The sequence below is a fragment of the Bacteroides sp. 2201st1_D9_2201SCRN_220225 genome, assembly GCF_040928965.1.
GTDB classification, from domain to species: Bacteria; Bacteroidota; Bacteroidia; order Bacteroidales; family Bacteroidaceae; genus Bacteroides; species Bacteroides stercoris.
Genome location: NZ_JBCODG010000048.1, coordinates 1 through 23,214, shown reverse-complemented (window position 1 = coordinate 23,214; position 23,214 = coordinate 1). Strand labels below are relative to the sequence as shown.

Genomic DNA, 23,214 nt, shown 5'->3' with positions numbered 1-23,214 from the left:
GCGATAGACATTCACGACCCGGTGCGCAATGCCACCAACAGCGGCTTCCTGCCCGAAGAAAGGGAGTGGATGACCCGCTTCCTGAACGAGGGCTTCATCGATACCTTCCGCCTGTTGCACCCCGACAGTCGGGAGTACACCTGGTGGAGCTACCGCTTCAACTCGCGGGCGAAGAACAAAGGCTGGCGTATCGACTATTGCATGGCAAGCGAGGCGGTGCGTCCGATGCTGAAAGAGGCGCGTATCCTGAACGATGCCGTACATTCGGACCATTGCCCCATGATGTTGGAATTAACAGATTAAGATATGACGATGAAAGACAGAGTGGAAAAAGCCGTTGAACTGTTTAAGAGCGGCTATAATTGTTCGCAGTCCGTCGTGGCTGCCTTTGCAGATATGTATGGTTTCACGCAGGAACAGGCATTGCGCATGTCCGCCTCGTTTGGCGGCGGCATCGGACGGATGCGGCAGACGTGCGGCGCCGCCTGCGGCATGTTCCTGCTGGCGGGACTGGAGAAAGGTGCCGTAGACGGCAAGGATCGTGAGGGCAAAGCCGCCAACTATGCGCTGGTGCAGCAGCTTGCGGAGGAATTCAGGAAACGCAACGGCTCGATGATTTGCGCCGAACTGTTGGGACTGAAGAAGCCCGAAGGCTCTTCCATGCCCGAAGCCCGCACGGAGCAGTATTACGCCAAGCGTCCCTGCGCCAAAATGGTGGAAGAGGCGGCGGCAATATGGGCGGAGTATCTGGAAAAACAGCGGAAATAGGGCTAATCGTGCCGTTTCTCCGGCTGAAAATGGAAAAAAATGAGAGTTAACGTGCTATATAACATAAAAATAACTATCTTTGCCGCCGAAATAAAATCGGTCTTCTCCGTCGGGGGAAACGGATTTTCAAGCATGTCTAACTAAAAACAAAGAGAAAATGTTAAAAGAAAAAGCCGGTGAAATCGCAGGAAAAATTTGGAACGCACTGAATGAAACCGAAGGTTTAACCGCAAAACAAATCAAAAAAGCTACAAAATTGGTGGATAAAGATTTGTTCCTGGGTCTTGGATGGTTATTGAGAGAGGACAAAATCTCTACTCAAGAAGTTGAAGGCGAACTGTTTGTGAAGCTGAACTAAGAAAGTGATTGGAATGTTATAAAAAATGCGTTGATACATTGGATATGTTATCAACGCATTTTTTTTGTGCGCTCCTTTTCGTATCTTTGTCCAAGATACACTATCTTTGCACTCCAAAAACTTTAGAAACGAATGAAAAAGAATATACGTAACTTTTGTATCATAGCCCATATCGACCATGGCAAATCGACTTTGGCCGACCGCCTGTTGGAGTTCACCAATACCATCCAAGTAACCGAAGGACAGATGCTGGATGATATGGATTTGGAAAAGGAGAGAGGTATCACCATCAAAAGCCATGCCATCCAGATGGAGTATGTGTACAAGGGCGAGAAGTATATCTTGAACCTGATTGACACTCCGGGACACGTGGACTTCTCCTACGAGGTGTCGCGCTCCATCGCCGCCTGCGAGGGCGCACTGCTCATTGTGGATGCTTCGCAGGGCGTGCAGGCGCAGACCATCTCCAACCTTTACATGGCCATCGAGCACGATTTGGAGATTATTCCCGTTATCAACAAATGCGACATGGCAAGCGCCATGCCCGAAGAGGTGGAGGATGAAATCGTGGAACTGCTCGGCTGCAAGCGCGAAGAGATTATCCGCGCTTCCGGCAAGACGGGCATGGGCGTGGAGGAAATCCTTGAGGCGGTAGTTGAGCGCATCCCGCATCCCGAAGGCGATGAGGAAGCGCCTTTGCAGGCACTGATTTTCGACTCCGTATTCAACTCGTTCCGGGGCATCATCGCCTACTTCAAGATTGTGAACGGCGTGATTCGCAAAGGAGACAAAGTGAAGTTCTTCAATACGGGCAAGGAATACGATGCGGACGAAATCGGCGTGCTGAAGATGGACATGGTTCCCCGTCAGGAGCTGCGTACGGGCGACGTGGGGTATATCATTTCGGGTATCAAGACTTCCAGGGAAGTGAAGGTGGGCGACACGATTACGCACATAGCCCGTCCGTGCAAGGAAGCGATTGCCGGCTTCGAGGAAGTGAAGCCGATGGTCTTTGCCGGCGTATATCCCATTGAGGCGGAAGACTTCGAGGATCTGCGCTCTTCGCTGGAGAAGTTGCAGTTGAACGACGCCTCGCTGACCTTCCAGCCCGAATCGTCACTGGCGCTGGGCTTCGGTTTCCGTTGCGGATTCTTAGGACTGCTCCACATGGAGATTGTGCAGGAACGCCTGGACCGCGAATTCGATATGAACGTGATTACCACCGTGCCGAACGTGTCGTACAACATCTACGACAAGCAGGGGCACATGACCGAGGTGCACAACCCCGGCAGCATGCCCGACCCCACCCTGATAGACCGCATCGAAGAGCCTTATATCCGCGCCTCGGTGATTACCGCCACGGACTATATCGGCCCCATCATGACGCTCTGCCTGGGCAAGCGCGGCGAACTGGTGAAGCAGGAATACATTTCCGGCAATCGCGTGGAGATATACTATGACATGCCGCTGGGCGAAATCGTCATCGACTTCTACGACAAGCTGAAAAGCATCTCCAAGGGATACGCCTCTTTCGACTACCATGCCAACGGCTTCCGTCCGTCCAAGCTGGTGAAACTGGATATTCTCCTGAACGGCGAACCGGTGGATGCCCTTTCCACCCTGACACACTTTGACAACGCATACGAGCTGGGACGCCGCATGTGCGAGAAGCTGAAGGACCTGATTCCGAGACAGCAGTTCGACATCGCCATCCAGGCGGCCATCGGCGCCAAGATTATCTCCCGCGAAACAATCAAGGCTGTACGCAAGGACGTTACGGCCAAGTGCTACGGCGGCGACGTGAGCCGTAAGCGCAAGTTGCTCGAGAAGCAGAAACGGGGTAAGAAGAGAATGAAGCAAATCGGTAATGTGGAAGTGCCGCAGAAAGCATTCCTGGCGGTGCTGAAACTGGATTAGCGGTTTGCTGCCGAACCAATCATATCTTTCGGGGGTTGTTCTTTCATGATAGGGCTGCCCCCTTTTTTGTCTTTTTCCGAAAATGAACGAATCCTTCAATTAAAAACACTTATGATTATCCTACGTACCGTAAAAAACATTTCGTCGCTGAACATAGCAGCGAGCGTGCTTTTGTTTCTGGCGGCTATCCTGGCCGCTGTGGTTGCCAACTCGTCCCTGTCGCCCGTATACCAGGATTTCCTGCTTCAGGAGCTGCATCTGCGCATCGGCAACTTCAATCTGTTTTCGCACGGCGGGCATCCGCTGAAGATGATAGAATTCATTAACGACTGCCTGATGACTGTTTTCTTTCTGGCAGTGGGCCTGGAGATAAAGCGCGAATTGCTGGTGGGGGAACTGTCCTCTGTGCGGAAAGCGGCTTTGCCTTTTATTGCGGCATGCGGGGGGATGGTGGTTCCGGTTGTCATCTATGCGTTGTCGGTTGCTTCCGGCACTCCCGAAACCCGGGGGATGGCTATACCGATGGCCACGGACATTGCCTTCTCATTGGGTGTGCTCAGTTTGCTGGGCAAGCGTGTGCCGTTGAGCCTGAAAATATTCCTGACAGCATTTGCCGTGGTGGACGACATCGGCGGCATACTGGTCATCGCATTGTTCTATAGCGCTGACGTGGCATACGGATACCTGATTGCGGCGGCTGTCCTGTACGTGTTCCTCTACTATATGGGTAAGTTCGGCGTAACGCAGAAGATATTCTTCCTCTTCTTCGGTGTGATTATCTGGTACCTGTTCCTGCAATCGGGCATACACAGTACGATTTCGGGCGTGATACTGGCGTTTGTGATACCGGCGCGTCCGCGCTTGGATGCGGGCAAATACATCGAGCGGATTCGCGACATCATCGGGGAGTTCCCGGTTTCCAAGTCGGATAATATCGTGCTGACCAATGCGCAGATTGCCACGTTGAAGCAGGTGGAGCGGGCATCGGATTATGTTATCAGCCCGTTGCAGTCGCTGGAAGATAACCTGCACGGGGCGGTGAGCTTCGTGATACTGCCGCTGTTTGCCTTTGCCAATGCCGGTGTGGTGTTCAGCGGTAGCGGCAGCATCGTGGGAGATGTGAGCATCGCTGTGGCGGCTGGCTTGCTGCTGGGCAAGTTCCTGGGGATATACCTGTTTACGTGGCTGGCGGTGAAGAGCGGCGTAGCGCTGATGCCGGCGGGGATGAACTGGAAGAATATAGCGGGCGTCTCCCTGCTGGGCGGTATCGGGTTTACCGTATCGTTGTTCATTGCCAACCTTTCCTTTGCGGACGAATATCCGGAACTGCTGAACCAGGCGAAATTTGGGGTGCTTGTAGGGACGGTGCTTGCCGGGGTGCTGGGGTATGTGGTGCTGAATTGGGTGCTGCCGGAGAGGGATTAATACGGATTACACGGATTTCACGGATTTACTTTGTTCTTTCGGACAATATTTCCATGAAATCCGTGTAATCCGTGCCTGAAATAGAATAATATTACTCCTTGATATGAATCAGCAGATTTGCCAGAATAGCCGTTATCCCGCCCGTTGTGATGCCGGATGCGAAGATGTTCCGCAGCGTTTCCGGCAGTTGGCACAGTATTTCGGGAACCAGCTCCACACTGAGGCCGAGTGAGAAACTGACAGCCATGACAAGGGTAGCCTTCCGGTTGATTTCCTGCGCTGCAATGATGCGGATGCCTGCCGCCGCCACCGTACCGAACATCAGCAGAGTAGCGCCGCCCAATACGGGTTCGGGCATCAGTGAAAATACCAGTCCCACGGCAGGGAACAGGCCGAGCAGTACAAGAAAGGCTGCGATGTAATAGCCCACATACCGGCTGGCAACTCCGGTCAGTTGTATCATTCCGTTGTTCTGTGCAAAGACGGAGTTGGGGAAGGAGTTGAGCGCACCCGCCAGCATGGAGTTGAAGCCGTCGGCAAGGATACCGCCCGAAGCGCGCTTTACGAAGGTATCCCCTTCCACCGGTTCGCCGGAGATAAGGGAGTTGGCGGTGATGTCACCGTATGCCTCGATGGCGGTAATCATGAAAATAAGTCCCAGGGCGATGATGGTGGACAGGTCGAAGTCCAGTCCGTAGCGGAAAGGCATCGGCAGGTTGAAGCCGCCGTAGCTTTGTATCGAGGAGAAGTCGATGATGCCCATGAACCAGGCTGCGATGTAGCCTATCACCAGTCCGATGACGATGGAACTCATGCGCAGGTAGCGGTTGGAACTCCGGTTGAAGGCGATGATAAGCAGCAGTACCGCCGCCGCAAGGCCCACATGGCGGAAACTGCCGAAGCTGCCGTCCGCCTGTGCCGTGGCTCCGCCGCCGCAGGCTGTGATTCCTACCTTTATCAGGCTCATTCCGATGAGGGTGACTACGATGCCGGATATCAGCGGCGTGATAATCTTCTTTGTGTATTTCAACACCCGGCTTATCAGCATCTCCACGCTTGAAGCCGCCATGCAGGAACCGAAAATCAGGGGAAGCCCGCCCAGCATTCCGGCAGAGATGATGGGACCTATGAACGAAAAGCTGGTTCCCTGGATGCAGAGCAGCCCCGTGCCCAGTCCGCCGAACCTGCGGCATTGGATAAACGTGGATATGCCGGATGCGAACAGCGCCATCGAAACCAGATAGCCGGTAGTTTCCGCATCGAGCTTCAATGCGCCCGCAATGATGAGCGGCGGGGTGATGATGGCTACGAATATGGCGAGCAGATGTTGCAGCGCAGCGAAGAAAGCTTCCTTAAAAGGCGGCTTGTCGTTCAAGCCGTAAATCAGTCCGTTTCCCTGTTGTTTTTCCATCGCTCCGGGTTATCTGATTTTGATTTCACAGTTGTCAAGGCTTTCGATGATGGCAAGCGATTCTACATGGATGCCCTGGCTGCGCAGCTCGTCACCACCATGCTGGAAGGCTTTCTCTATGATGAATCCCATGCCCACCAGTTCCGCGCCAGCCTGCTTCACCAGGTCCATGATGCCTTTGGCAGCGTTTCCGTTGGCAAGGAAGTCGTCGATGAAAAGCACCTGGTCGCCGGGCGCGAGGAAATCCTTGCTGACGCATACGTCGTACGAGCGTTGCTTGGTGAACGAATACACGGAAGTAACCAGCATATTCTCCATCGTGCTCGGTTTCTTCTTCTTGGCGAACACTACGGGCAGCTCCAGCAGATAGCCCACCATGATGGCGGGAGCGATGCCGCTGGCCTCGACGGTGATAATCTTGTTGATACTGGTAGAGGCGAAACGTCTGACAAACTCCACGCCGATGGATTTCATCAGTATCGGGTCCATCTGGTGATTGATGAAGTTATCCACTTTCAGTATGCCTCCCGGATAGCATTTTCCGTCTTTGAGAATACGGTCTTTTAAAGTTTTCATAATGTATCAAGTCTTGTCTTAAGAGTTATTTATTGTCTTCTTGTTCTGCATCTTCCTGTATCTCCTCTTTGGGCAGCAGCCTTGCCGAGATGCGCTTCTTCGGGGTGAGGCTCATGTCCTTCAGCATTTCAGCCTGGCGCACTACGCTGCCGTTGCCTTCGGAGAGCTGGTTGAGTGCTTTGTCGTAGTCCTTCTGCAAGGTTGCCATGCGGTCGCCGAGGGTGAGGAAAGTGTCGGTAAAGCCTACAATCTTTTCGTACAGGGCAGTGCCGCGCTTGATGATGGCCTGCACGTTTTTCACCTGGTTTTCCCGCTTCCACAGGTCGAGCGAGAGGCGCAGGGCGCTGATGAGGTTGGTGGGGCTCATCAGTACCACCTTCTTGTTGTAGGCATACTCCCAGAGGTTGGCGTCGCTCTGGATAGCGAGCAGGTATGCGCCTTCCGTGGGGATGAACATCATGACGAAGTCCGGCGCCTTGATATCGTAGTGCGAATAGTCCTTCCGGCTGAGCTCGTCGATGTGGCTGCGGACAGACTGCAAATGCGCCTTGAGCCAGCGCGCCTGCTCGTCGCGGTCTTCGGCGGAGGTGTAGGCGGCGTAGGCGGTGAGGGAGACTTTGGAGTCGATTATCATCTCGCGTTCGTCGGGATACCTGATGAGGATGTCGGGCTGCATCTTCTGTCCGCTTTCTTCGCTGACAATCGCTTCGCCGCGCTCGTCTTTCAGGAACTCCTGGCGGAAATAGTGCTCACCCTCAATCAGGCCGGATGCCTGCAAGAGGCGTTCCAGAATCATTTCGCCCCAGTTGCCCTGCATCTTGGAGTCGCCCTTCAGGGCGCGGGTCAGGTTGTTGGCATCCTCGCTGAGGCGATTGTTCAGTTCCACCAGCTCCTTGATGCGTTCGCCCAGCGAGAAGCGCTCTTTGGCTTCGGTGCTGTACACCTGCTCTACTTTTTCCTTGAAGTCCTTAATCTTCTCGTCGAGCGGGCGCAGCAGGTTGCCCAGATGCTCGGCGTTCAGTCTGGTAAAATCCTCGGTCTTGCTTTGGAAGATGCGGTTCGAAAGGTTCTCGAACTCGGTGTTCATACGCTTGTGCAGGGCTTCGGCCTCTTCTTTCTGTTCGGCGAGGCGTTGTTCCCATTGCCGTTGCTGCTGGGCGATGCGCTCGCCGAAGGAATGTTCCTGCTGGGCAAGGCGTTCGTTGAAACTGCGTGCCTGTTCGGCGAGGCGTTCGGCAAACAGCCGCTCCTGTGCGTCCAGGCGTTCCGAAGCCTGGCGGGCGGCTTCCTGCAAACGTTCCTCGGCAATGGAGCGTTCGCGGGCGATGCGTTCTTCGGCGGTGCGGTTCAGCAGGGCTTCACGCTCTCCGGCGGCTTCTACCTGAGTCTTCAGGGCAGCGGCTTTTCTGCCGGCCGTCAGATAGCCGATAACGGCTCCTGCGATAATCCCGGCGGGTAATAGGATGATATTCATAATTGCATATAAGGAAATAAAGTTTCGGCAGGCGGTACGGGCAATACCATCGGGCGGTACGGGAAATACCAATAGTTGGTATGAAGAATACCAACGGTTGGTACAGACAATACCAAAGCGTGGTACAAGGAGTACCAACCGTTGGTACGGAGTGTACCGCGCCGGGGGACATCTTGCGGCCTGCCGTCTTGCATCTATTGTGTCAGTATCTCGTTTCCGTCTTCGGTGATAAGAATCATGCTTTCCCACTGGGCGGAAGGCAGACCGTCGTCCGTGCACACCGTCCAGCCGTCGGCTTCGTCAATGAACACCTCGTAGCTGCCCATGTTAATCATCGGCTCGATGGTGAACGTCATGCCCGGTACTATCAGCATGCCCGTGCCGCGTTTGCCGAAGTGCTCCACGTCCGGCTCTTCGTGAAACTTGATACCCACGCCATGCCCGCAAAGGTCGCGCACCACGCTGTAGCCGTTCTTCTCGGCATGCTCCTGGATGGCGGCGCCCACATCGCCCAACCGTGCCCAGGGCTGTGCAGCCTGTATGCCGATGTCGCGGCACTCCCTGGTCACCTGCACCAGGCGTTGCATTTCGGGGCTGACTTCCCCAATCATATACATGCGCGATGCGTCGGAGAAATACCCTTTATAGATGGTGGACACGTCTACGTTTACAATATCTCCGCTGCGCAGGAATTCCTTTGTGCTGGGGATGCCGTGGCACACCACATCGTTGATGCTGACGCATACGCTCTTCGGAAAGCCTTCGTACAGGAAGGGAGCGGGGATGGCGTCGTGGTCTGTCGTAAAGCAGTATACCATGTGGTCTATCTCTGCCGTGGACATTCCCTCGCGGATATTCTCCGAGATGTAATCGAGCAGGGCGGTGTTTATCCTTGCGCTTTCGCGTATGCCTGCCAGTTGCTCTTCCGTACGCAGCAGATGGCGTGACGGCAATTTGTATCCTTCTCTTTTATAATGCTGTATCTTGGCTTCTACTTCATCGGAATAGTTTTTAGGAGCAAACCGGACTCCTTTTACGAACTTCTTCATGTTTGCATATTTTATAAACGATGTGCAAAAATACGAATAATTTGGGTGTGCGTATTTATAATGCTTGAATAATTAGAAACTAATCTGTACTTTTGTTTCCCTCAACAACCGAATAAATGTAATGAATATGTATGAATGGGCCGATGAAATGAACTGTGCCGTAACCGTATGCGACACGCAGGGAATCATCCTTTATATGAACGAGAAGGCATGCCGCACGTTTGCCGGGCACGGAAACCTGATAGGCAGGAATCTTTTTGACTGCCACAGTCCGAAATCGCAGGAAAAGATACGCGAACTCCTGAAGACGGGTGGCGTAAACGCCTATACGATAGAGAAAAAAGGGGTCAGGAAAATGATTTATCAGACCGCATGGAAGCGTGAGGGTGTAGTATGCGGACTGGTGGAAATATCCATGGAGATACCCGGGGAGATGCCCCATTATATACGGGAGTAACCGTATCCGGAGAGGAGCAGCCGCCGGGTTTGTGAGGCGGCCGCTCCCTTGTGATGTATGCTTTGTCCGGGATTAGAACTCGTAGTGGAAACCGAATGAGAGGTCTTCGCTGGTGAAGGCAAATCCGTAGCCGTTGTCTCCGGTCATGTAATCGTCTCTGTAGCCCAGGAAACCGCATTTGGCAACTGCACTGAACTTGCTGTTCAGCTTGATGGCGATGCCCGGTTTGAAGCCTATTTCAAAGCCGTTTACAGAGTCGAAGCCCTTCACCTTCTGGGTGGAGAAACCGAAGCCGCCGTCCACAAACAGGCGTACTACCTTATTTTCATAGTAGGAGTAGCGTGCATAGGGAGCGAGGGCGAAAGCGTTGTATTTACCTTCGTCTGCCTTGCCGTGTGCAAATGCCAGCACACCGCCTACTGCCCATTTCTCGCTCAGGTTATATCCAACTTCCGGTTCCAGTTTGAAGAAAGTGGCGTCGAGGTCGTCGTTGTGCCATAAGCCTACCGTTCCGCCTACATAAACCTGTGCCTTTACCGATGCAACCAGCATGGTTGCAAACAAGAAAAATACAATTTTTTTCATTTCTTTTTACCTTTTGATTATTTAAATTATTGTTGAATGCTGAAAAAGCAAGGCATGCCCTGCTTTTTCGGGGCGCAAAAGTATATCTTATATTTATGCTGTACAAATTTTTAGTTAGTTTTTTTATAAAATAAAGAACTTGAGCGGAAAGAATACACTACTTTTGCGGCGGTAAAAAGTTTGTTTCACAGGTTGTATTTTTTCGAATGAAGAAGAGTCTTATTGCATTAGCGTTCGGCACCTTGGGATTGGGCATTGCCGAGTTTACGATGATGGGTATTTTGCCCTATGTTGCCGCCGATTTGAACATCGGCATTCCGGTTGCCGGACATTTCATTTCCGCCTATGCACTGGGCGTATGTGCCGGTGCTCCCATGTTGATTTTAGCGCGCAAGCGTCCGTTGAAGCATATCCTGCTGGCATTGATGGCTTTAATGCTGGTAGGAAACCTGGGGGCTGCGATGGCCACCGGCTACTGGTCGCTGCTGGCGGCGCGTTTCATTTCGGGTTTGCCGCACGGGGCGTATTTCGGAGTCGCTTCCATTGTGGCGGGCAAGCTGGCGGACGAGGGGAGAAGTTCCGAGGCCGTATCCATTATGATAGCGGGCATGACGGTTGCCAATCTGTTCGGCGTTCCGCTGGGCACTTCCCTGAGCCATATGCTCTCGTGGCGTGTCACGTTCTTGCTGGTGGCCTGCTGGGGAGTGATAGTCCTTTATTATATATGGCGGTGGGTTCCTGCGATGGAGGGACTCAAAGATACCGGATTCAAGGGACAGTTCCGTTTCCTGAAGACTCCCGCTCCCTGGCTGATATTGGGGGCGACGGCTTTGGGCAACGGCGGCGTGTTCTGCTGGTATAGTTACATCACGCCGTTGCTGACGAATGTATCGGGATTCAGCGCCGGAAGTGTCACGGCATTAATGATGCTGGCAGGCTTTGGCATGGTGGTGGGCAATCTGGTGAGCGGACGGCTTTCCGACAAATACACTCCGGGCAGGGTGGGCATGGTGGTGCAAGGCATGATTTGCATTGTGCTGCTGCTGATATTTTTCCTTTCGCCCCATCCGTGGTGTTCAGCCATATTGATGGCGCTCTGTACGGCGGGCTTGTTTGCGGTGTCCAGCCCGGAGCAGGTGCTGATTATCCGCGTAGCTCCAGGGGGTGAGATGCTGGGCGGCGCTTGCGTGCAGATGGCATTCAACCTGGGCAACGCCATCGGGGCATACGTAGGCGGTCTGGCTCTTGGCGGCGGATACCGCTATCCGGCTTTGGCAGGCGTGCCCTTTGCACTGACGGGTTTCATCTTATTCGTTGTCTTCTATAAGAAATTCCAGTCCAGGTATTAAACATATCATTATTTTTGCGTAAGTTTGCCCGTAAAATATTAACTAAACTCGATAAATATGAAGATTTTGAACTTAATGAAGATACTGTTGTTGTGTGTAATGACTGCGGGGCTGGCTTCTTGCGGGGATGATAACTACTATACGATACAAAACAGCGACGAGAAGCTATGCAGCGACAGTTGGGTAGAGGAGTACGACACGGAAGAAGGGGCGTGCAGGCACATCCTGGAATTCACCAAAGGGAAACAGGGCGGTAAGGAAGTCCTTTCCGGAAAAGAGACTTTTATCGTAACCACTACCGGCAATACGAAAACAGATACCCATGACTTTACCTGGAAATGGATTGACAACTCACGCGAGGGACTGATACTGAACTACGGTTCGGGCGACGTGAAAATCTTTGAGAACGTATGGGTGCGCGAGCATTACCTGTCCGGAAAGCTGGACGGTGAAATCATGATGCTGACTGCTTCCAGATATATGGTTAATCAGAATTGGAAATGAGAAAGATGAGAAAGTTTTTGAACATATTGTTCCTGTGCACGCTGGCCTTGGGCCTGAGTTCGTGCGAACCGGACGACGGTGAGGATTACTACATTTACGATACCCTGCCGGGCGGTATCTGGGTAGGAGATTTAGGTTTTGCCGATGCCTATAATTCTCCGTTGGAAAGCGGGCTTTACTTTGAAGGCAACGGGCTGGGAAGAGATGAGCAGGCGTATTACAACGATCCGTATGGAGAGGTGGCATTCAGCCTGCCTTTCCGCTGGGACATCCACGGCAGGATTCTGCGGCTGGACTACGGTTACAATTATCCTTTGCTGGAAATCTACGACGTATATGTTGCGGGAGACAGACTGTCCGGCGTATTATACGTGGACGGGCACATGGATGGGCCTGTCATGCTGGAAAGGCAATATTAAGAATATGGATGTCCGGACATCCTGAGAATAGGCAAGTGAGGGTGTTAAAACACTCTTGATAATTTTTTTAGGCACGGATTACGCGGATTTACACGGAAAAATAATAAAGAAAATCCGTGAAATCCGCGTAATCCGTGCCTAAAAATCATCAGACAGTAAGCGGGCTTTAGTATTGACATCCCCCTCGATTGATTGATAAGCGGTTTTTGTACCCCCTTTGATTTCTTTATTTCTTCAGAAACAGTTTCTTGAACTCTCCCGGATACGGTGTTTCAAACTGCATCAGCTCTCCGGTGACAGGATGGCGGAAGCACAGCTTGAAGGCGTGCAGCGCCAGTCGTCCGATAGGATTTATCTCTTCCAGTCCGTAGCGTCCGTCGCCAATGATGGGATGTCCCAGGTCCTGCATGTGCACGCGGATTTGGTTTTTGCGTCCCGTCTCCAGCATCAGTTCCACGAGCGAGAAGCCGTTGGCGCGTTTGATGGTGCGGTAGTGGGTGATTGCTTCCTTGCCACCATCGTCCGTGGGGCTGGAATATACGTACAGCTTGCGGTCGGTGAGCCATGAGCGCACCATGCCGGCATTGTTTTCCATTTCACCCGCAACGACGGCTACATAGCGGCGGTCGGTTACGATGTTGTGCCAGTTGTCGCGCAGCGTATTCTGCGTCTTTTCGTCTTTGGCAAACATCAGCAGTCCCGAGGTGTCGCGGTCCAGGCGATGCACGATGTACACGCGGTGCTGCCTGCCCGAACGCTGCACATATTCGTTCAGAATGGTGTAAGCGGTACGCTCTTTCTGCCTTTCCGTATTGACGGACAGCAATCCCTGCATCTTCTCCACCACGATGAGGTAAGCATCTTCGTATACGATTTTCAGTAATTTGTTGTTGAACTCCTTGCGTCCCTTCTCACGGCTGATCTGGACTTTCATACCCGGCTTCAGCGGGAAGTTGTACTGCGTTGTGATGACGCTGTCTACATATACAACCCGCTTGCTCAACAATGCCTTCAACTTGGTGCGGCTGGCATCCGGCATTTTCGCTGCCAGAAATTCCATCAGTTCCATAGGCTCTTTTACCATATAGTCCGTATATTGCGTGCGGGCTCTTGCTATAATTCTTTCTTTTGCCACGAGGATAATAATTTGCGATTAATGATTCAATTCTAAAACAAGGCTTTGCATCGGCTTACCAAAATGCCGTACCGCTTTTCGGGAGTGCGGCTTCCGGTTGCTTCTGCTTCGGTTTTCCAAAGTAGCACTTCACGTTTCTGAAGTAGCCCTTTACGTTCCCAAAGTAGCTCTTTACACTTCCGAAATAGCCCCTTATGCTTTCACATTCCCGAAGAGCTGCCTCAGTCCTCTGCTTTTTCCGCCGGATTTTTCAACTCAAGCAGCACCACGTTTTCCACATGATGCGTATGCGGGAACATATCCACCGGCTGGACGGCCTTCACCCGGTATTTGGCATCGAGCAGCTGTAAGTCCCTTGCCTGCGTGGCGGGATTGCAGCTTACATACACAATGCGTTTCGGCTCTGCAAACAGGATAACATCCACCACATCCTGGTGCATACCCGCACGAGGGGGGTCGGTGATGATTACATCCGGACGCCCGTACTCGTTGATAAAGTCCTGCGTCAGCATGTCCTTCATGTCGCCGGCAAAAAACAGCGTGTTTCTGATGCCGTTGATTTCCGAGTTGACCTTGGCGTCCTCGATGGCTTCGGGCACATATTCGATGCCGATGACCTGGCGCGCTTGTCCGGACACGAAGTTGGCGATGGTTCCCGTGCCGGTATAAAGGTCGTAAACCAGCTCGTTGCCGGTGAGCCCTGCGAAGTTGCGGGCCACTTTGTACAAAGTGTATGCCTGCTCGGAGTTGGTCTGGTAGAACGACTTGGGACCCACCTTGAAGCGCAGGCCTTCCATCTCCTCGAAGATATGGTCTTTGCCTTTGAACGTGTGCACGTCGAGGTCGGTAATGGTGTCGTTGCACTTATTATTAATAATGTATAGCAGAGACGTGATTTCGGGGAAAGTGTCCGCTACGTACTGCAACAACTGTTTGAACAGCTCCATCTCCTCGTCCTTCTCAATCTTGCAGATGAGGATAACCATCAGCTCGCCGGTGGTGGAAGTGCGCACAATCATATTGCGCAGCATCCCTTCGTGCGTGCGCAGGTTAATGAACGGATAGTTGTGCTCGTAGGCATAGTCGCGCACGGCGTTGCGGATGCGGTTGGATATGTCGTCCTGCAGCCAGCACTTCTCGATGGCCAGTACCTTGTCGAAGGCGTTGGGAATGTGGAAGCCTACCGCATTCATCTGCTCGTACACCACATTCTGCCGGACCTCTTCCGCCGTGAGCCAGCGCTTGTTGGAGAAAGTAAACTCAAGCTTGTTGCGGTAGAACTCCGTTTTTGCGGAACCGAGTATCGGCGATATTTCCGGGAGCTCCACTTTTCCGATGCGGGTAAGGTTGTCCGTTACCTGCTTCTGCTTGTATCTTATCTGTTCCGAATAGGGGAGCACCTGCCATTTGCAGCCGCCGCATACACCGTAGTGCTGACAGAACGGAACGGCTCTTACCGGTGAGTATTGGTGAAACTTCACCGCTTCCGCCTCGGCATAATGATGCTTTTTTCTCTTGATTTGCAGGTCTACAACGTCGCCCGGAACGACGTACGGTACGAAAATTACCAAATCATTGACCTTCGCGATGGCTTTTCCTTCGGCAGCCACATCCGTAATTTCCACCTTTTCCAACAGGGGAAGTTCTTTTCTCTTTCTTGCCACTTTTACACCAGTATAATAAATTCAACGGCAAAAATAGGTATTTTTCCGTAATTTCTCTCTATGAATGGGAATATTAAATTTTGCAATCTCGAAATTGCATTTTGACTTAAAGTTTTTTCTCAAAAAGTTTTCTAGTCTGTGAAATATACTTAGATTTGCGAGCAGAAAAAATGAAAAAATCACAATCAGAAACTTTAAATTGATATTATGGACAAAAAAAGAGTTTACACCTTTGGTAACGGCCAGGCAGAAGGAAAAGCCGGCATGAGAAACCTTTTGGGGGGTAAGGGAGCCAACCTGGCAGAGATGAACCTTATCGGAGTTCCGGTTCCTCCGGGCTTCACAATCACGACAGAAGTTTGCACAGAATATTATGAAATGGGGCAGGAAAAAGTCGTTGCCCTGTTGAAACAAGAAGTGGAAAACGCCATCGCGCACGTGGAGACACTGATGCGCTCCAAATTCGGCGATGTGGAAAACCCGCTGCTGGTGTCCGTCCGTTCGGGCGCACGCGCTTCCATGCCGGGCATGATGGATACGATTCTTAACCTCGGCCTGAACGATGAAGTGGTGGAAGGGCTGATTCGCAAGACGGGCAACCCCCGCTTTGCATGGGACTCCTACCGCCGTTTCGTACAGATGTACGGTGACGTGGTGCTGGGCATGAAGCCGGTGAACAAGGAAGATGTAGACCCGTTCGAGGCTATTATAGAAGAGGTAAAACATGCCAAAGGCGTGAAACTGGACAACGAACTGGAAGTGGAAGACCTCAAGGAGCTTGTCAAGCGCTTCAAGGCTGCCGTCAAGCAGCAGACCGGAAAGGATTTCCCCACCTGCGCCTACGAACAGTTGTGGGGTGCTGTCTGCGCCGTGTTCAACTCATGGATGAACGAGCGCGCCATCCTCTACCGTAAAATGGAAGGAATTCCCGATGAGTGGGGTACTGCCGTAAGCGTGCAGGCAATGGTGTTCGGAAATATGGGCGACACTTCCGCCACGGGAGTCTGCTTCAGCCGCGATGCCGCCACGGGCGAAGACCTCTTTAACGGCGAATATCTGATCAACGCACAGGGCGAGGACGTTGTGGCAGGTATCCGTACCCCGCAGCAGATTACCATTATCGGCTCCAGACGCTGGGCGGAACTTGCCGGCGTAAGCGAGGAGGAGCGTGCCGCCAAGTATCCTTCCATGGAAGAGGCGATGCCCGAAATCTACAAGGAGCTGGATGCTTTGCAGACGAAGCTGGAAAACCACTATAAGGATATGCAGGACATGGAGTTCACCGTGCAGGAAGGCAAGCTCTGGTTCCTCCAGACACGTAACGGCAAGCGTACCGGAGCCGCCATGGTGAAGATAGCCATGGATTTGCTCCACCAGGGTATGATTGACGAAAAGACGGCGCTGTTGCGTTGCGAACCCAACAAGCTGGACGAACTGCTTCACCCCGTATTCGACAAGGCGGCCTTGAAGCAGGCGAAGGTTCTTACCCGCGGTTTGCCGGCTTCTCCGGGCGCGGCCTGCGGCCAGATTGTGTTCTTTGCCGATGATGCTGCCGAATGGCACGCTGCCGGCAAGCGCGTGGTAATGGTGCGTATCGAAACTTCTCCGGAAGATTTGGCGGGTATGGCCGTTGCCGAAGGCATCCTGACCGCACGTGGCGGTATGACTTCGCACGCTGCCGTTGTGGCTCGCGGCATGGGTAAGTGCTGTGTATCCGGTGCGGGAGCGTTGAACATCGACTACAAGGCACGCACGGTAGAGGTGGACGGCGTTGTGTTGAAAGAAGGCGACTTCATCTCTCTGAACGGTAGTACCGGCGAGGTTTACAAAGGAAAAGTGGAAACGAAGGCCGCCGAGCTGTCCGGTGATTTTGCCGAACTGATGCAACTGGCCGATAAATATACGAAATTGCAGGTACGCACCAATGCCGATACGCCGCACGATGCACAGGTGGCACGTAACTTCGGGGCAGTGGGCATCGGTCTGTGCCGTACGGAACACATGTTCTTCGAAGGTGAGAAAATCAAGGCGATGCGCGAAATGATTCTGGCGGAAAACGCGGAAGGACGTCGCAAGGCGTTGTCTAAGATTCTGCCGTACCAGCAGGCAGACTTCAAGGGCATCTTCAAGGCTATGGAAGGTTGCCCGGTAACCGTGCGTCTGCTCGACCCTCCTTTGCACGAATTCGTTCCCCACGATTTGAAGGGGCAGCAGGAAATGGCGGATACCATGGGCGTAAGCTTGCAGTATATCCAGCAGCGTGTGGAAGCGCTTTGCGAACATAACCCGATGCTGGGCCACCGCGGTTGCCGCTTGGGCAATACGTATCCGGAAATCACGCAGATGCAGACGCGTGCCATCCTCGGCGCTGCTCTGGAACTGAAGAAAGAGGGCGTTGAGACACATCCTGAAATCATGGTTCCGCTGACCGGTATCCTGTACGAGTTCAAGCAGCAGGAAGAGGTTATCCGTGCCGAAGCTGCCAAGTTGTTTGCCGAAGCAGGCGACAGCATCGAGTTCAAGGTAGGTACAATGATTGAAATCCCGCGTGCAGCTCTTACGGCTGACCGCATCGCTTCTTCCGCCGAATTCTTCTCGTTCGGTACGAACGACCTGACGCAGATGACCTTCGGATACTCACGCGACGACATCGCTTCCTTCCTGCCTATTTATCTGGAAAAGAAGATTCTGAAAGTAGACCCCTTCCAGGTGCTCGACCAGAATGGAGTAGGGCAGTTGGTACGTATGGCTACCGAAAAGGGCCGTGCCATCCGTCCGGACCTGAAGTGCGGTATCTGCGGCGAGCATGGCGGTGAGCCTTCTTCCGTGAAGTTCTGCCACAAGGTAGGGCTGAATTATGTGAGCTGTTCTCCGTTCCGCGTGCCTATTGCAAGACTTGCGGCGGCACAGGCTGCAATCGAGGAATAAAGTTTGAATGCTGATAATTAGTGAAATACGAGGCAATGACTTGGAAATCAAGTTTTTGCCTCGGTTCTTTTTCTACATGCTCTGCTCATTCATAAAGCAGTATAAACGGCAGAAAATACCCTATTTGTTGCTTCAATTGATGAGGCAGAGGAAGAAGCGGAGAAACGACAGGTTGAAGGTCGTGTAACTGAGGCAAAGGTTTCCTTGAAGTTCATCACAAACGTCCTATATCGACATATGATGAAGAACATGAGATTCCTCAATCAGAACTTGTCGCTTTATGCTCAAATTGCCATTCTATGGTTCACAGAAGAAAAGAGGCAATGGATGTAGATGAACTCAAAAGTATTGTACAGAACAAACGTAATAATTAAATCCTTCAAAGAAGTTTAGACTAAACCAAATATGGATTTGAAAAACTGTATATTTGAAGAGCTGCTGAAGGCTGCACAACCTAAACGCGGTCTATTTGTGATACCATTACCTACTGGTTCTGGTAAGACATATAATTCATGCCTGTTGATGGCAGAAGAATTGAAGAAAGAAGATGCCCGTCGTATCTTCTATGTCACAGATGCCAAGAAACAGTTGGATGCAACAATCGAAGACATAAAGAAGAATTTAACCAGGAGCGGTATCAAGCTTCAGAAGCATGATATTCTTCGTGTTTATTCGCAAGAAGAGCAATGGGAACGAGCGTTTACTGACCCTGCCATCCTTCAGAGGATGGAAGCAAATCCTCTTTTTCAAGGGGATAAGGCTTTTGCTAATTTGAAACGTCTTTATACTTATAATGATGTAACAGAAGGAATTACTGAGGAAATTGCAAAGAATCGTTCGCGTCTTATTGATAAAGTGCGCAAAGAAGCCCTTACTCCAATTCGTCAGAAATATAAGAATGAAACTGACGAGGTTATAGCCTCGCATATCCTTCGAGAATATTCAGTACTGGAGGAACTATACCCAGAATTGTTATTTTATAAGAGTAAGATCGTTGCGTTGACAGCATCCAAGCTGCACACAACAGCTTCACCTAAATTGGTGCGTAAGGGCACACAGCCTTATTGGAAGCATATCGAGGACTCACTTGTCATTATTGATGAGTCCGACCGCGTAAAGGAAGCTGCAATGAAACGTCTCTTCGATTGTGAATGTGGTAGAAGAAGACGTTTTAATTTCTGGGGCTTGTGCTATTTTATCTGCGAGCACTATGAAGAGGTTCTGGATATGCAAAGGATGCCTGAATGGGTTGAACATAAAGACAATATTCAGGCAATGCTTAAAGCGATAAAAAAGAAGAAGGAATATCTGATTGATGACATAGCTCCTCAGAAGATGCTTAGTGGCTTGGAATTGAATGAGAATGTCAATCGTGGCAATTTCATCTTTTATGATGAAGACCAGACATTTTCAGCAGAGAATTTCGTATTGTCCATCCACAACAAGAAAGAGGAGAATGTCTCATACCTTCAACCAAAACAAATGTTGAAGAGCCAGAATGATAACACCCTATCGTTTGCGGCAAATCGTATCATTCTTTTCCTGAAGAATTTTGTTCAGATAGTAGATAAACATGCGGAAGAGTATGCTCGAATAGAGAATGAACTCCGTAAAAAGAAAAGCTACGAGACTTCTGTAGATCTTGAGAGTGAGCGTGCCTTTGACCATATTATTAAATATATGGGTATAAACGAAGGTAATACAGAATACCGTCAGGCTCTACAAGAGTTGCGTTGTGGAACAAACTTTGAAACTCCTCACTCAAAAGACCAGGAGGTCGAGAGCAGATCTATCTATGATAAAGGTATAAGTTTCATAGAGGTGTACTCTCTTGACAATGACCGTTATTCTTGTTGTTTCGATTATCACGAAATGAGGTGTATGCCTGAGAACGTGTTGCTCGATATGGTCAACCATAACCGAGTAATCATGTGTAGTGCTACGGCTGACAATCAGAGTCCAGTTCACAACTACGACTTCAACTATATAGCCAAACAAGGCGTAAAGGTTGAGAAGATTGACAATGATGCATTGCGAAGAATTGAAGATTATATAGCCCTCAATTATGCCAATCCTGACGTAAAGTTCTCAATTTATAAAGAGGAAAACACAAATCCAAAAGAAAAGATTGAGGTGTATCTTGGCAAATGTAATCAAGCTGTCAAAGATTGTCTTGACTTCGTTTCTACCGACAAGAACACCTTTGATAAGAACAATTCTGCCAGAATGGTGAATATGCTGAGCCACTATATGGATTTTATTGAAAATCCTGACGCAAAGGCATGGCTCTATTTTCAGCCATTCTCATATACAGGTAAGAGTAGTATCGGTATAAAGAAGGCACTGAACATTCTTCAACAAGCAAGAATAACCAAGCGTGGAGAAAAATTCGATAATGATTCAATGGACGAACATGCCATTGATGATGGGAGCACACGCAGATATTCAGATATATATCCTAAACTGAATGTGTGCTTTCTTAGTGGAGAGCATTTCAAGAGAGACTTGGAGGAAGTAGAGAAGTTGTTGAAGGAAGATCCTAAACTTAAGATGTTCTGCTTCGTATGTTACCAGTCAGGTGCAGTGGGCGTAAATTATCTGTTTGAAACGGATAGCAAATACAGAAAAAAACATTGTCTGGAAGCTCCAAATACCAAAGATCGTAAAGACACACGATGCAATTTCGATGGTATCATTATGGATAAGCCCACAAACTTTATCCCTCTGATTGAAGTAGATGACTACCTAAAGGCTTGTATATCATTGAGTATATTGGGCACAGACAACCAATTAGAACTCAAAGAAAAATCTGATTTCCAACGTGCATTGCTTCGACGCAGACACCACCGTGTTGTTGATGAACTGAGCGAAATCATGAAAGGTCGAGAGATTCAAATCAAAGCTGCATTGAAAGAAACTCCTGCTTTTGATGCTTTTTGCCTACGATGGGCTGTACAAGCTTTGGGGCGTATAACTCGCTCAACCATCTACAATAAGTCTGTTCATATTGCTATTGGTGAGGATATGGCTTACTCTATGGTAACGGCAAAGAAACCAGAGGTACAGACAGGCCTGCTCAAACATGTTTTGAAAGCTATCAATGAAAATCAAAATATCATTGACCGCTTTGAGGGCAAAGAGGAGGAATCGGATATTACGTTCAACAATGATGAGCATCGTAGAGATAGATACATCAGTGAGTTGGTCGGTATAAGTTTCAAGGGTACAGATAAGTATGCCTGTCAGATACGTGAAAGATTACATTCGATACGTGAGTATGTAATGAAATATCCTGAGTTTGACGATAGAAACGATATTGACCCGTCAATGCGAATGTTCTATATCCAGTCTGTTGAAGCACAAGCAAAAAATCGAAGTTATTCAGATGCAAGTGTACATCTGGATGCAATCATGAAGCAAGGGTTCATCAGACAATACTTTGAGACTAATGGATATTGTACGTCTTGGAAAGGTAAATCATGGGTTATTTCGCCACAAGTTATTCAACAGGTATATACAGGTTACTTTGGAGAGCAAGTGTTCAAGGCAATTCTTGAAAATGCAGCATGTAATGTAGGATCACTTCCTGAAAAAATCTGGGAGCGTGCTGACTGGGTAGTCAATGATAAGTTATATGTGGATGTGAAATTTATGTCTGATAGTGACTTTAATCAGCATGTCAACGCCCAGTCTTGGGAGCGAAAAATTCGAGAATGTGGTGGTAGCTATATTGTAGTCAATGTTCCTCGATATGCTGGCAACTATTCATTTACTCATACCATACAACTTGAAGGTGGTGCGAACCTGCCAATCATCAATGGTCTGATTGACGTTGAGACAGGTGCTATCCTTGACAAAAACGTTCAGGCAGTCCTCGAAAAGTTAAACATCGTGTAAACAACTATGGAAAAGATAAGAACCAATCATATAAAAGTCCATTTCCTCTGGGATGAGTTCCTGGAGGATTTCGACTTGTACAAGATAGAATACTCCAATGCCTATGACTTTGGCAACAACTTAGGTATTTATTGTAAATTGGAAGGATTGTGCCCTAATAGTGCTGTCTGTGCGTTCAATAAGATGGTCAAAGAAGGAAATGCAGATGCCCCAACCAAACATCGCATATTCCTTTTTGCATCGGCAAAGAAGGAAAGTATCACTACAGCCATGCTTCAAGAACGGCTTGAAAAGGTTAATGTTAAGATAAAGCAAATCAGTTATAACCCGGACTATAGGGAAGGAATTTATCCACACAACATGCTTAACCTGATGCTATCCATGATGCCAAATAGAGACAAAACTCTAAGTTACGCACATGGTAAGCTCATCTGTGGTACTTGTAGTAGCCTGTATAATAAAGGTAAAAAGCAAGGTGAAGAGCTTGGTTTACAGTTGGAGTTTGCCTATGGTGGTTTGCTTGAAGCCCATACCAGTACCTTTGCTGAGGCTGATAAGGTTGAAAATTCCAAGAAGAAGGATTCTTTAGTTTACCATCTGGAATTTGGTGATGAACGCATATACTTCTCGTCACAAAAGAAGAAAGGAACCAAAGAGTATTATAATCATCCTTCCATATTCAGAAAGAACAATAAAAATCGTATTCCGTTCTTGGATTTCAGTGATATTGACCATTTGGAGGAATCACAGGCTTATATTATTTCTTCTGTACTGAATGATTTTTTGACTACATACTCTAAATACATTTTGGTATATCCTGTTGTTTATAATGATCCTCAATTATTACAGTCGCAAGAAGCTGAGTTTAAGAATGAAGATGAATTGGTTCGTAATATGCTTTCTTCTTCCTGGATAGACATTTCATGTCATACCAAAGAAGAGGGCGTAGAGGAACGTCGTGCTTTGATAGAGGACAAGTCGAAAGTTTACATCAACAAGTTGTTTAAGACTGGCTTTGAAGGTACTTTCGTCAAGACCAAGGGTAAGAATAGAATCTGTATTCGTATCGTTGGAGATAAGGATCAAGAGGCTGAATTGTCAACTGCAAAACGAAGGTCAAAAGATAGACATCGCCTTCAGGAGAAGTTGGATCTAATGGAGAAGCTGATTCCTGTTCAAGATTCAATGATAGGTTCAGAGATAAATGATGCGACAATCAAAAACAATAATTCGTTAAAAATTCGCCACGCCTAAGCGGCTCTGGCAGTAAATAAAATGAGTTCTTTGAAAAGTTTGTC

19 protein-coding genes and 1 pseudogene are annotated in these 23,214 nt (G+C 49.7%); 13 read left to right on the top strand and 7 right to left on the bottom strand.

The window, feature by feature from the left end; genetic code table 11:
• The 5 genes from AB5903_RS15115 to nhaA form a co-directional block, all read left to right on the top strand.
• A partial coding sequence (locus AB5903_RS15115; RefSeq protein WP_368117983.1) for an exodeoxyribonuclease III occupies positions 1 to 303 on the top strand: 303 nt, incomplete at its 5' end.
• A 3-nt stretch (positions 304 to 306) separates the two neighbouring features.
• Positions 307 to 768, top strand: a complete 462-nt coding sequence (locus tag AB5903_RS15110) for a C-GCAxxG-C-C family protein (RefSeq protein ID WP_117740076.1) — start codon at positions 307 to 309, stop codon at positions 766 to 768.
• Between the two features lie 157 nt (positions 769 to 925).
• Complete coding sequence (locus AB5903_RS15105) at positions 926 to 1,126, top strand: winged helix-turn-helix domain-containing protein (RefSeq protein WP_005653747.1); 201 nt, start codon at positions 926 to 928, stop codon at positions 1,124 to 1,126.
• A gap of 132 nt (positions 1,127 to 1,258) precedes the next feature.
• Complete coding sequence (gene lepA / locus AB5903_RS15100; protein ID WP_005653751.1) at positions 1,259 to 3,043, top strand: translation elongation factor 4; 1,785 nt, start codon at positions 1,259 to 1,261, stop codon at positions 3,041 to 3,043.
• A gap of 111 nt (positions 3,044 to 3,154) precedes the next feature.
• Positions 3,155 to 4,468 carry a Na+/H+ antiporter NhaA gene (gene nhaA / locus AB5903_RS15095; RefSeq protein WP_016662895.1) on the top strand — a complete coding sequence of 438 codons (1,314 nt, stop codon included), beginning with the start codon at positions 3,155 to 3,157 and terminating at the stop codon, positions 4,466 to 4,468.
• A gap of 91 nt (positions 4,469 to 4,559) precedes the next feature.
• On the opposite strand, the gene AB5903_RS15090 is transcribed toward nhaA, so the two are convergent.
• The 4 genes from AB5903_RS15090 to map all read right to left on the bottom strand — a co-directional run bounded on the left by AB5903_RS15090 (position 4,560) and on the right by map (position 8,978).
• Positions 4,560 to 5,879 (bottom strand): nucleobase:cation symporter-2 family protein, encoded by a 1,320-nt coding sequence (locus AB5903_RS15090; protein WP_005653755.1) that lies wholly within the window; start codon positions 5,877 to 5,879, stop codon positions 4,560 to 4,562.
• A gap of 9 nt (positions 5,880 to 5,888) precedes the next feature.
• Complete coding sequence (gene xpt / locus AB5903_RS15085; RefSeq protein ID WP_005653757.1) at positions 5,889 to 6,455, bottom strand: xanthine phosphoribosyltransferase; 567 nt, start codon at positions 6,453 to 6,455, stop codon at positions 5,889 to 5,891.
• Positions 6,456 to 6,480: 25 nt separating this feature from the next.
• Positions 6,481 to 7,929 carry a DNA recombination protein RmuC gene (gene rmuC / locus AB5903_RS15080; protein WP_117917507.1) on the bottom strand — a complete coding sequence of 483 codons (1,449 nt, stop codon included), beginning with the start codon at positions 7,927 to 7,929 and terminating at the stop codon, positions 6,481 to 6,483.
• 194 nt (positions 7,930 to 8,123) lie between these two features.
• Entirely contained in the window at positions 8,124 to 8,978 is an 855-nt protein-coding gene (gene map, locus AB5903_RS15075) for a type I methionyl aminopeptidase (RefSeq protein WP_005653762.1), read from the bottom strand.
• 127 nt (positions 8,979 to 9,105) lie between these two features.
• Here map and AB5903_RS15070 point away from each other — a divergent pair, with 127 nt between their 5' ends.
• Positions 9,106 to 9,435 (top strand): PAS domain-containing protein, encoded by a 330-nt coding sequence (locus AB5903_RS15070; RefSeq protein ID WP_034536325.1) that lies wholly within the window; start codon positions 9,106 to 9,108, stop codon positions 9,433 to 9,435.
• A 72-nt stretch (positions 9,436 to 9,507) separates the two neighbouring features.
• Here AB5903_RS15070 and AB5903_RS15065 read toward each other — a convergent pair whose 3' ends face one another.
• Positions 9,508 to 10,020, bottom strand: a complete 513-nt coding sequence (locus AB5903_RS15065; RefSeq protein ID WP_005653764.1) for an outer membrane beta-barrel protein — start codon at positions 10,018 to 10,020, stop codon at positions 9,508 to 9,510.
• Between the two features lie 206 nt (positions 10,021 to 10,226).
• On the opposite strand from AB5903_RS15065, the gene araJ reads away from it, so the two are divergent.
• The 3 genes from araJ to AB5903_RS15050 are packed head-to-tail and all read left to right on the top strand — an operon-like array spanning position 10,227 to position 12,292.
• Positions 10,227 to 11,369, top strand: a complete 1,143-nt coding sequence (gene araJ, locus AB5903_RS15060; protein ID WP_368117982.1) for an MFS transporter AraJ — start codon at positions 10,227 to 10,229, stop codon at positions 11,367 to 11,369.
• 57 nt (positions 11,370 to 11,426) lie between these two features.
• Positions 11,427 to 11,873 carry a hypothetical protein gene (locus tag AB5903_RS15055; RefSeq protein ID WP_005653769.1) on the top strand — a complete coding sequence of 149 codons (447 nt, stop codon included), beginning with the start codon at positions 11,427 to 11,429 and terminating at the stop codon, positions 11,871 to 11,873.
• Positions 11,870 to 12,292, top strand: a complete 423-nt coding sequence (locus AB5903_RS15050; RefSeq protein WP_005653771.1) for a hypothetical protein — start codon at positions 11,870 to 11,872, stop codon at positions 12,290 to 12,292. Before AB5903_RS15055 ends, AB5903_RS15050 begins: the two co-directional genes overlap by 4 nt.
• Positions 12,293 to 12,518: 226 nt before the next feature.
• Here the strand turns inward: AB5903_RS15050 and AB5903_RS15045 are convergent, their stop codons facing one another.
• Together AB5903_RS15045 and rlmD are read right to left on the bottom strand one after the other, a co-directional pair.
• The gene (locus AB5903_RS15045) at positions 12,519 to 13,427 is read right to left on the bottom strand and encodes an RluA family pseudouridine synthase (RefSeq protein WP_005653773.1); all 909 of its coding nucleotides are present in this window, start codon (positions 13,425 to 13,427) and stop codon (positions 12,519 to 12,521) included.
• Positions 13,428 to 13,648: 221 nt separating this feature from the next.
• Positions 13,649 to 15,091: a 23S rRNA (uracil(1939)-C(5))-methyltransferase RlmD gene (gene rlmD / locus AB5903_RS15040; RefSeq protein WP_005653775.1), complete on the bottom strand. Its 1,443-nt coding sequence runs from the start codon at positions 15,089 to 15,091 to the stop codon at positions 13,649 to 13,651.
• A gap of 207 nt (positions 15,092 to 15,298) precedes the next feature.
• On the opposite strand from rlmD, the gene ppdK reads away from it, so the two are divergent.
• The 4 genes and pseudogenes from ppdK (at position 15,299) to AB5903_RS15020 (ending at position 23,170) form a co-directional block, all read left to right on the top strand.
• Positions 15,299 to 18,019 (top strand): pyruvate, phosphate dikinase, encoded by a 2,721-nt coding sequence (ppdK, locus tag AB5903_RS15035; protein WP_005653781.1) that lies wholly within the window; start codon positions 15,299 to 15,301, stop codon positions 18,017 to 18,019.
• Between the two features lie 212 nt (positions 18,020 to 18,231).
• Positions 18,232 to 18,393, top strand: a pseudogene (locus AB5903_RS15030) (HNH endonuclease); the annotation flags it as partial.
• Between the two features lie 31 nt (positions 18,394 to 18,424).
• Positions 18,425 to 21,916 (top strand): DEAD/DEAH box helicase family protein, encoded by a 3,492-nt coding sequence (locus AB5903_RS15025; RefSeq protein ID WP_005653787.1) that lies wholly within the window; start codon positions 18,425 to 18,427, stop codon positions 21,914 to 21,916.
• 6 nt (positions 21,917 to 21,922) lie between these two features.
• Positions 21,923 to 23,170: a hypothetical protein gene (locus AB5903_RS15020; protein WP_368117981.1), complete on the top strand. Its 1,248-nt coding sequence runs from the start codon at positions 21,923 to 21,925 to the stop codon at positions 23,168 to 23,170.
• Positions 23,171 to 23,214 lie beyond the last annotated feature (44 nt).

Coding starts and splice junctions, on each gene's coding strand:
- xpt (WP_005653757.1), bottom strand. CDS start 6,455: ATGAAAACTTTAAAAGACCGTATTCTCAAAGACGGAAAATGCTATCCG.
- AB5903_RS15065 (WP_005653764.1), bottom strand. CDS start 10,020: ATGAAAAAAATTGTATTTTTCTTGTTTGCAACCATGCTGGTTGCATCG.
- rmuC (WP_117917507.1), bottom strand. CDS start 7,929: ATGAATATCATCCTATTACCCGCCGGGATTATCGCAGGAGCCGTTATC.
- AB5903_RS15050 (WP_005653771.1), top strand. CDS start 11,870: ATGAGAAAGATGAGAAAGTTTTTGAACATATTGTTCCTGTGCACGCTG.
- AB5903_RS15020 (WP_368117981.1), top strand. CDS start 21,923: ATGGAAAAGATAAGAACCAATCATATAAAAGTCCATTTCCTCTGGGAT.
- nhaA (WP_016662895.1), top strand. CDS start 3,155: ATGATTATCCTACGTACCGTAAAAAACATTTCGTCGCTGAACATAGCA.
- lepA (WP_005653751.1), top strand. CDS start 1,259: ATGAAAAAGAATATACGTAACTTTTGTATCATAGCCCATATCGACCAT.
- AB5903_RS15090 (WP_005653755.1), bottom strand. CDS start 5,879: ATGGAAAAACAACAGGGAAACGGACTGATTTACGGCTTGAACGACAAG.
- map (WP_005653762.1), bottom strand. CDS start 8,978: ATGAAGAAGTTCGTAAAAGGAGTCCGGTTTGCTCCTAAAAACTATTCC.
- AB5903_RS15025 (WP_005653787.1), top strand. CDS start 18,425: ATGGATTTGAAAAACTGTATATTTGAAGAGCTGCTGAAGGCTGCACAA.
- AB5903_RS15070 (WP_034536325.1), top strand. CDS start 9,106: ATGTATGAATGGGCCGATGAAATGAACTGTGCCGTAACCGTATGCGAC.
- AB5903_RS15105 (WP_005653747.1), top strand. CDS start 926: ATGTTAAAAGAAAAAGCCGGTGAAATCGCAGGAAAAATTTGGAACGCA.
- AB5903_RS15055 (WP_005653769.1), top strand. CDS start 11,427: ATGAAGATTTTGAACTTAATGAAGATACTGTTGTTGTGTGTAATGACT.
- AB5903_RS15110 (WP_117740076.1), top strand. CDS start 307: ATGACGATGAAAGACAGAGTGGAAAAAGCCGTTGAACTGTTTAAGAGC.
- ppdK (WP_005653781.1), top strand. CDS start 15,299: ATGGACAAAAAAAGAGTTTACACCTTTGGTAACGGCCAGGCAGAAGGA.
- araJ (WP_368117982.1), top strand. CDS start 10,227: ATGAAGAAGAGTCTTATTGCATTAGCGTTCGGCACCTTGGGATTGGGC.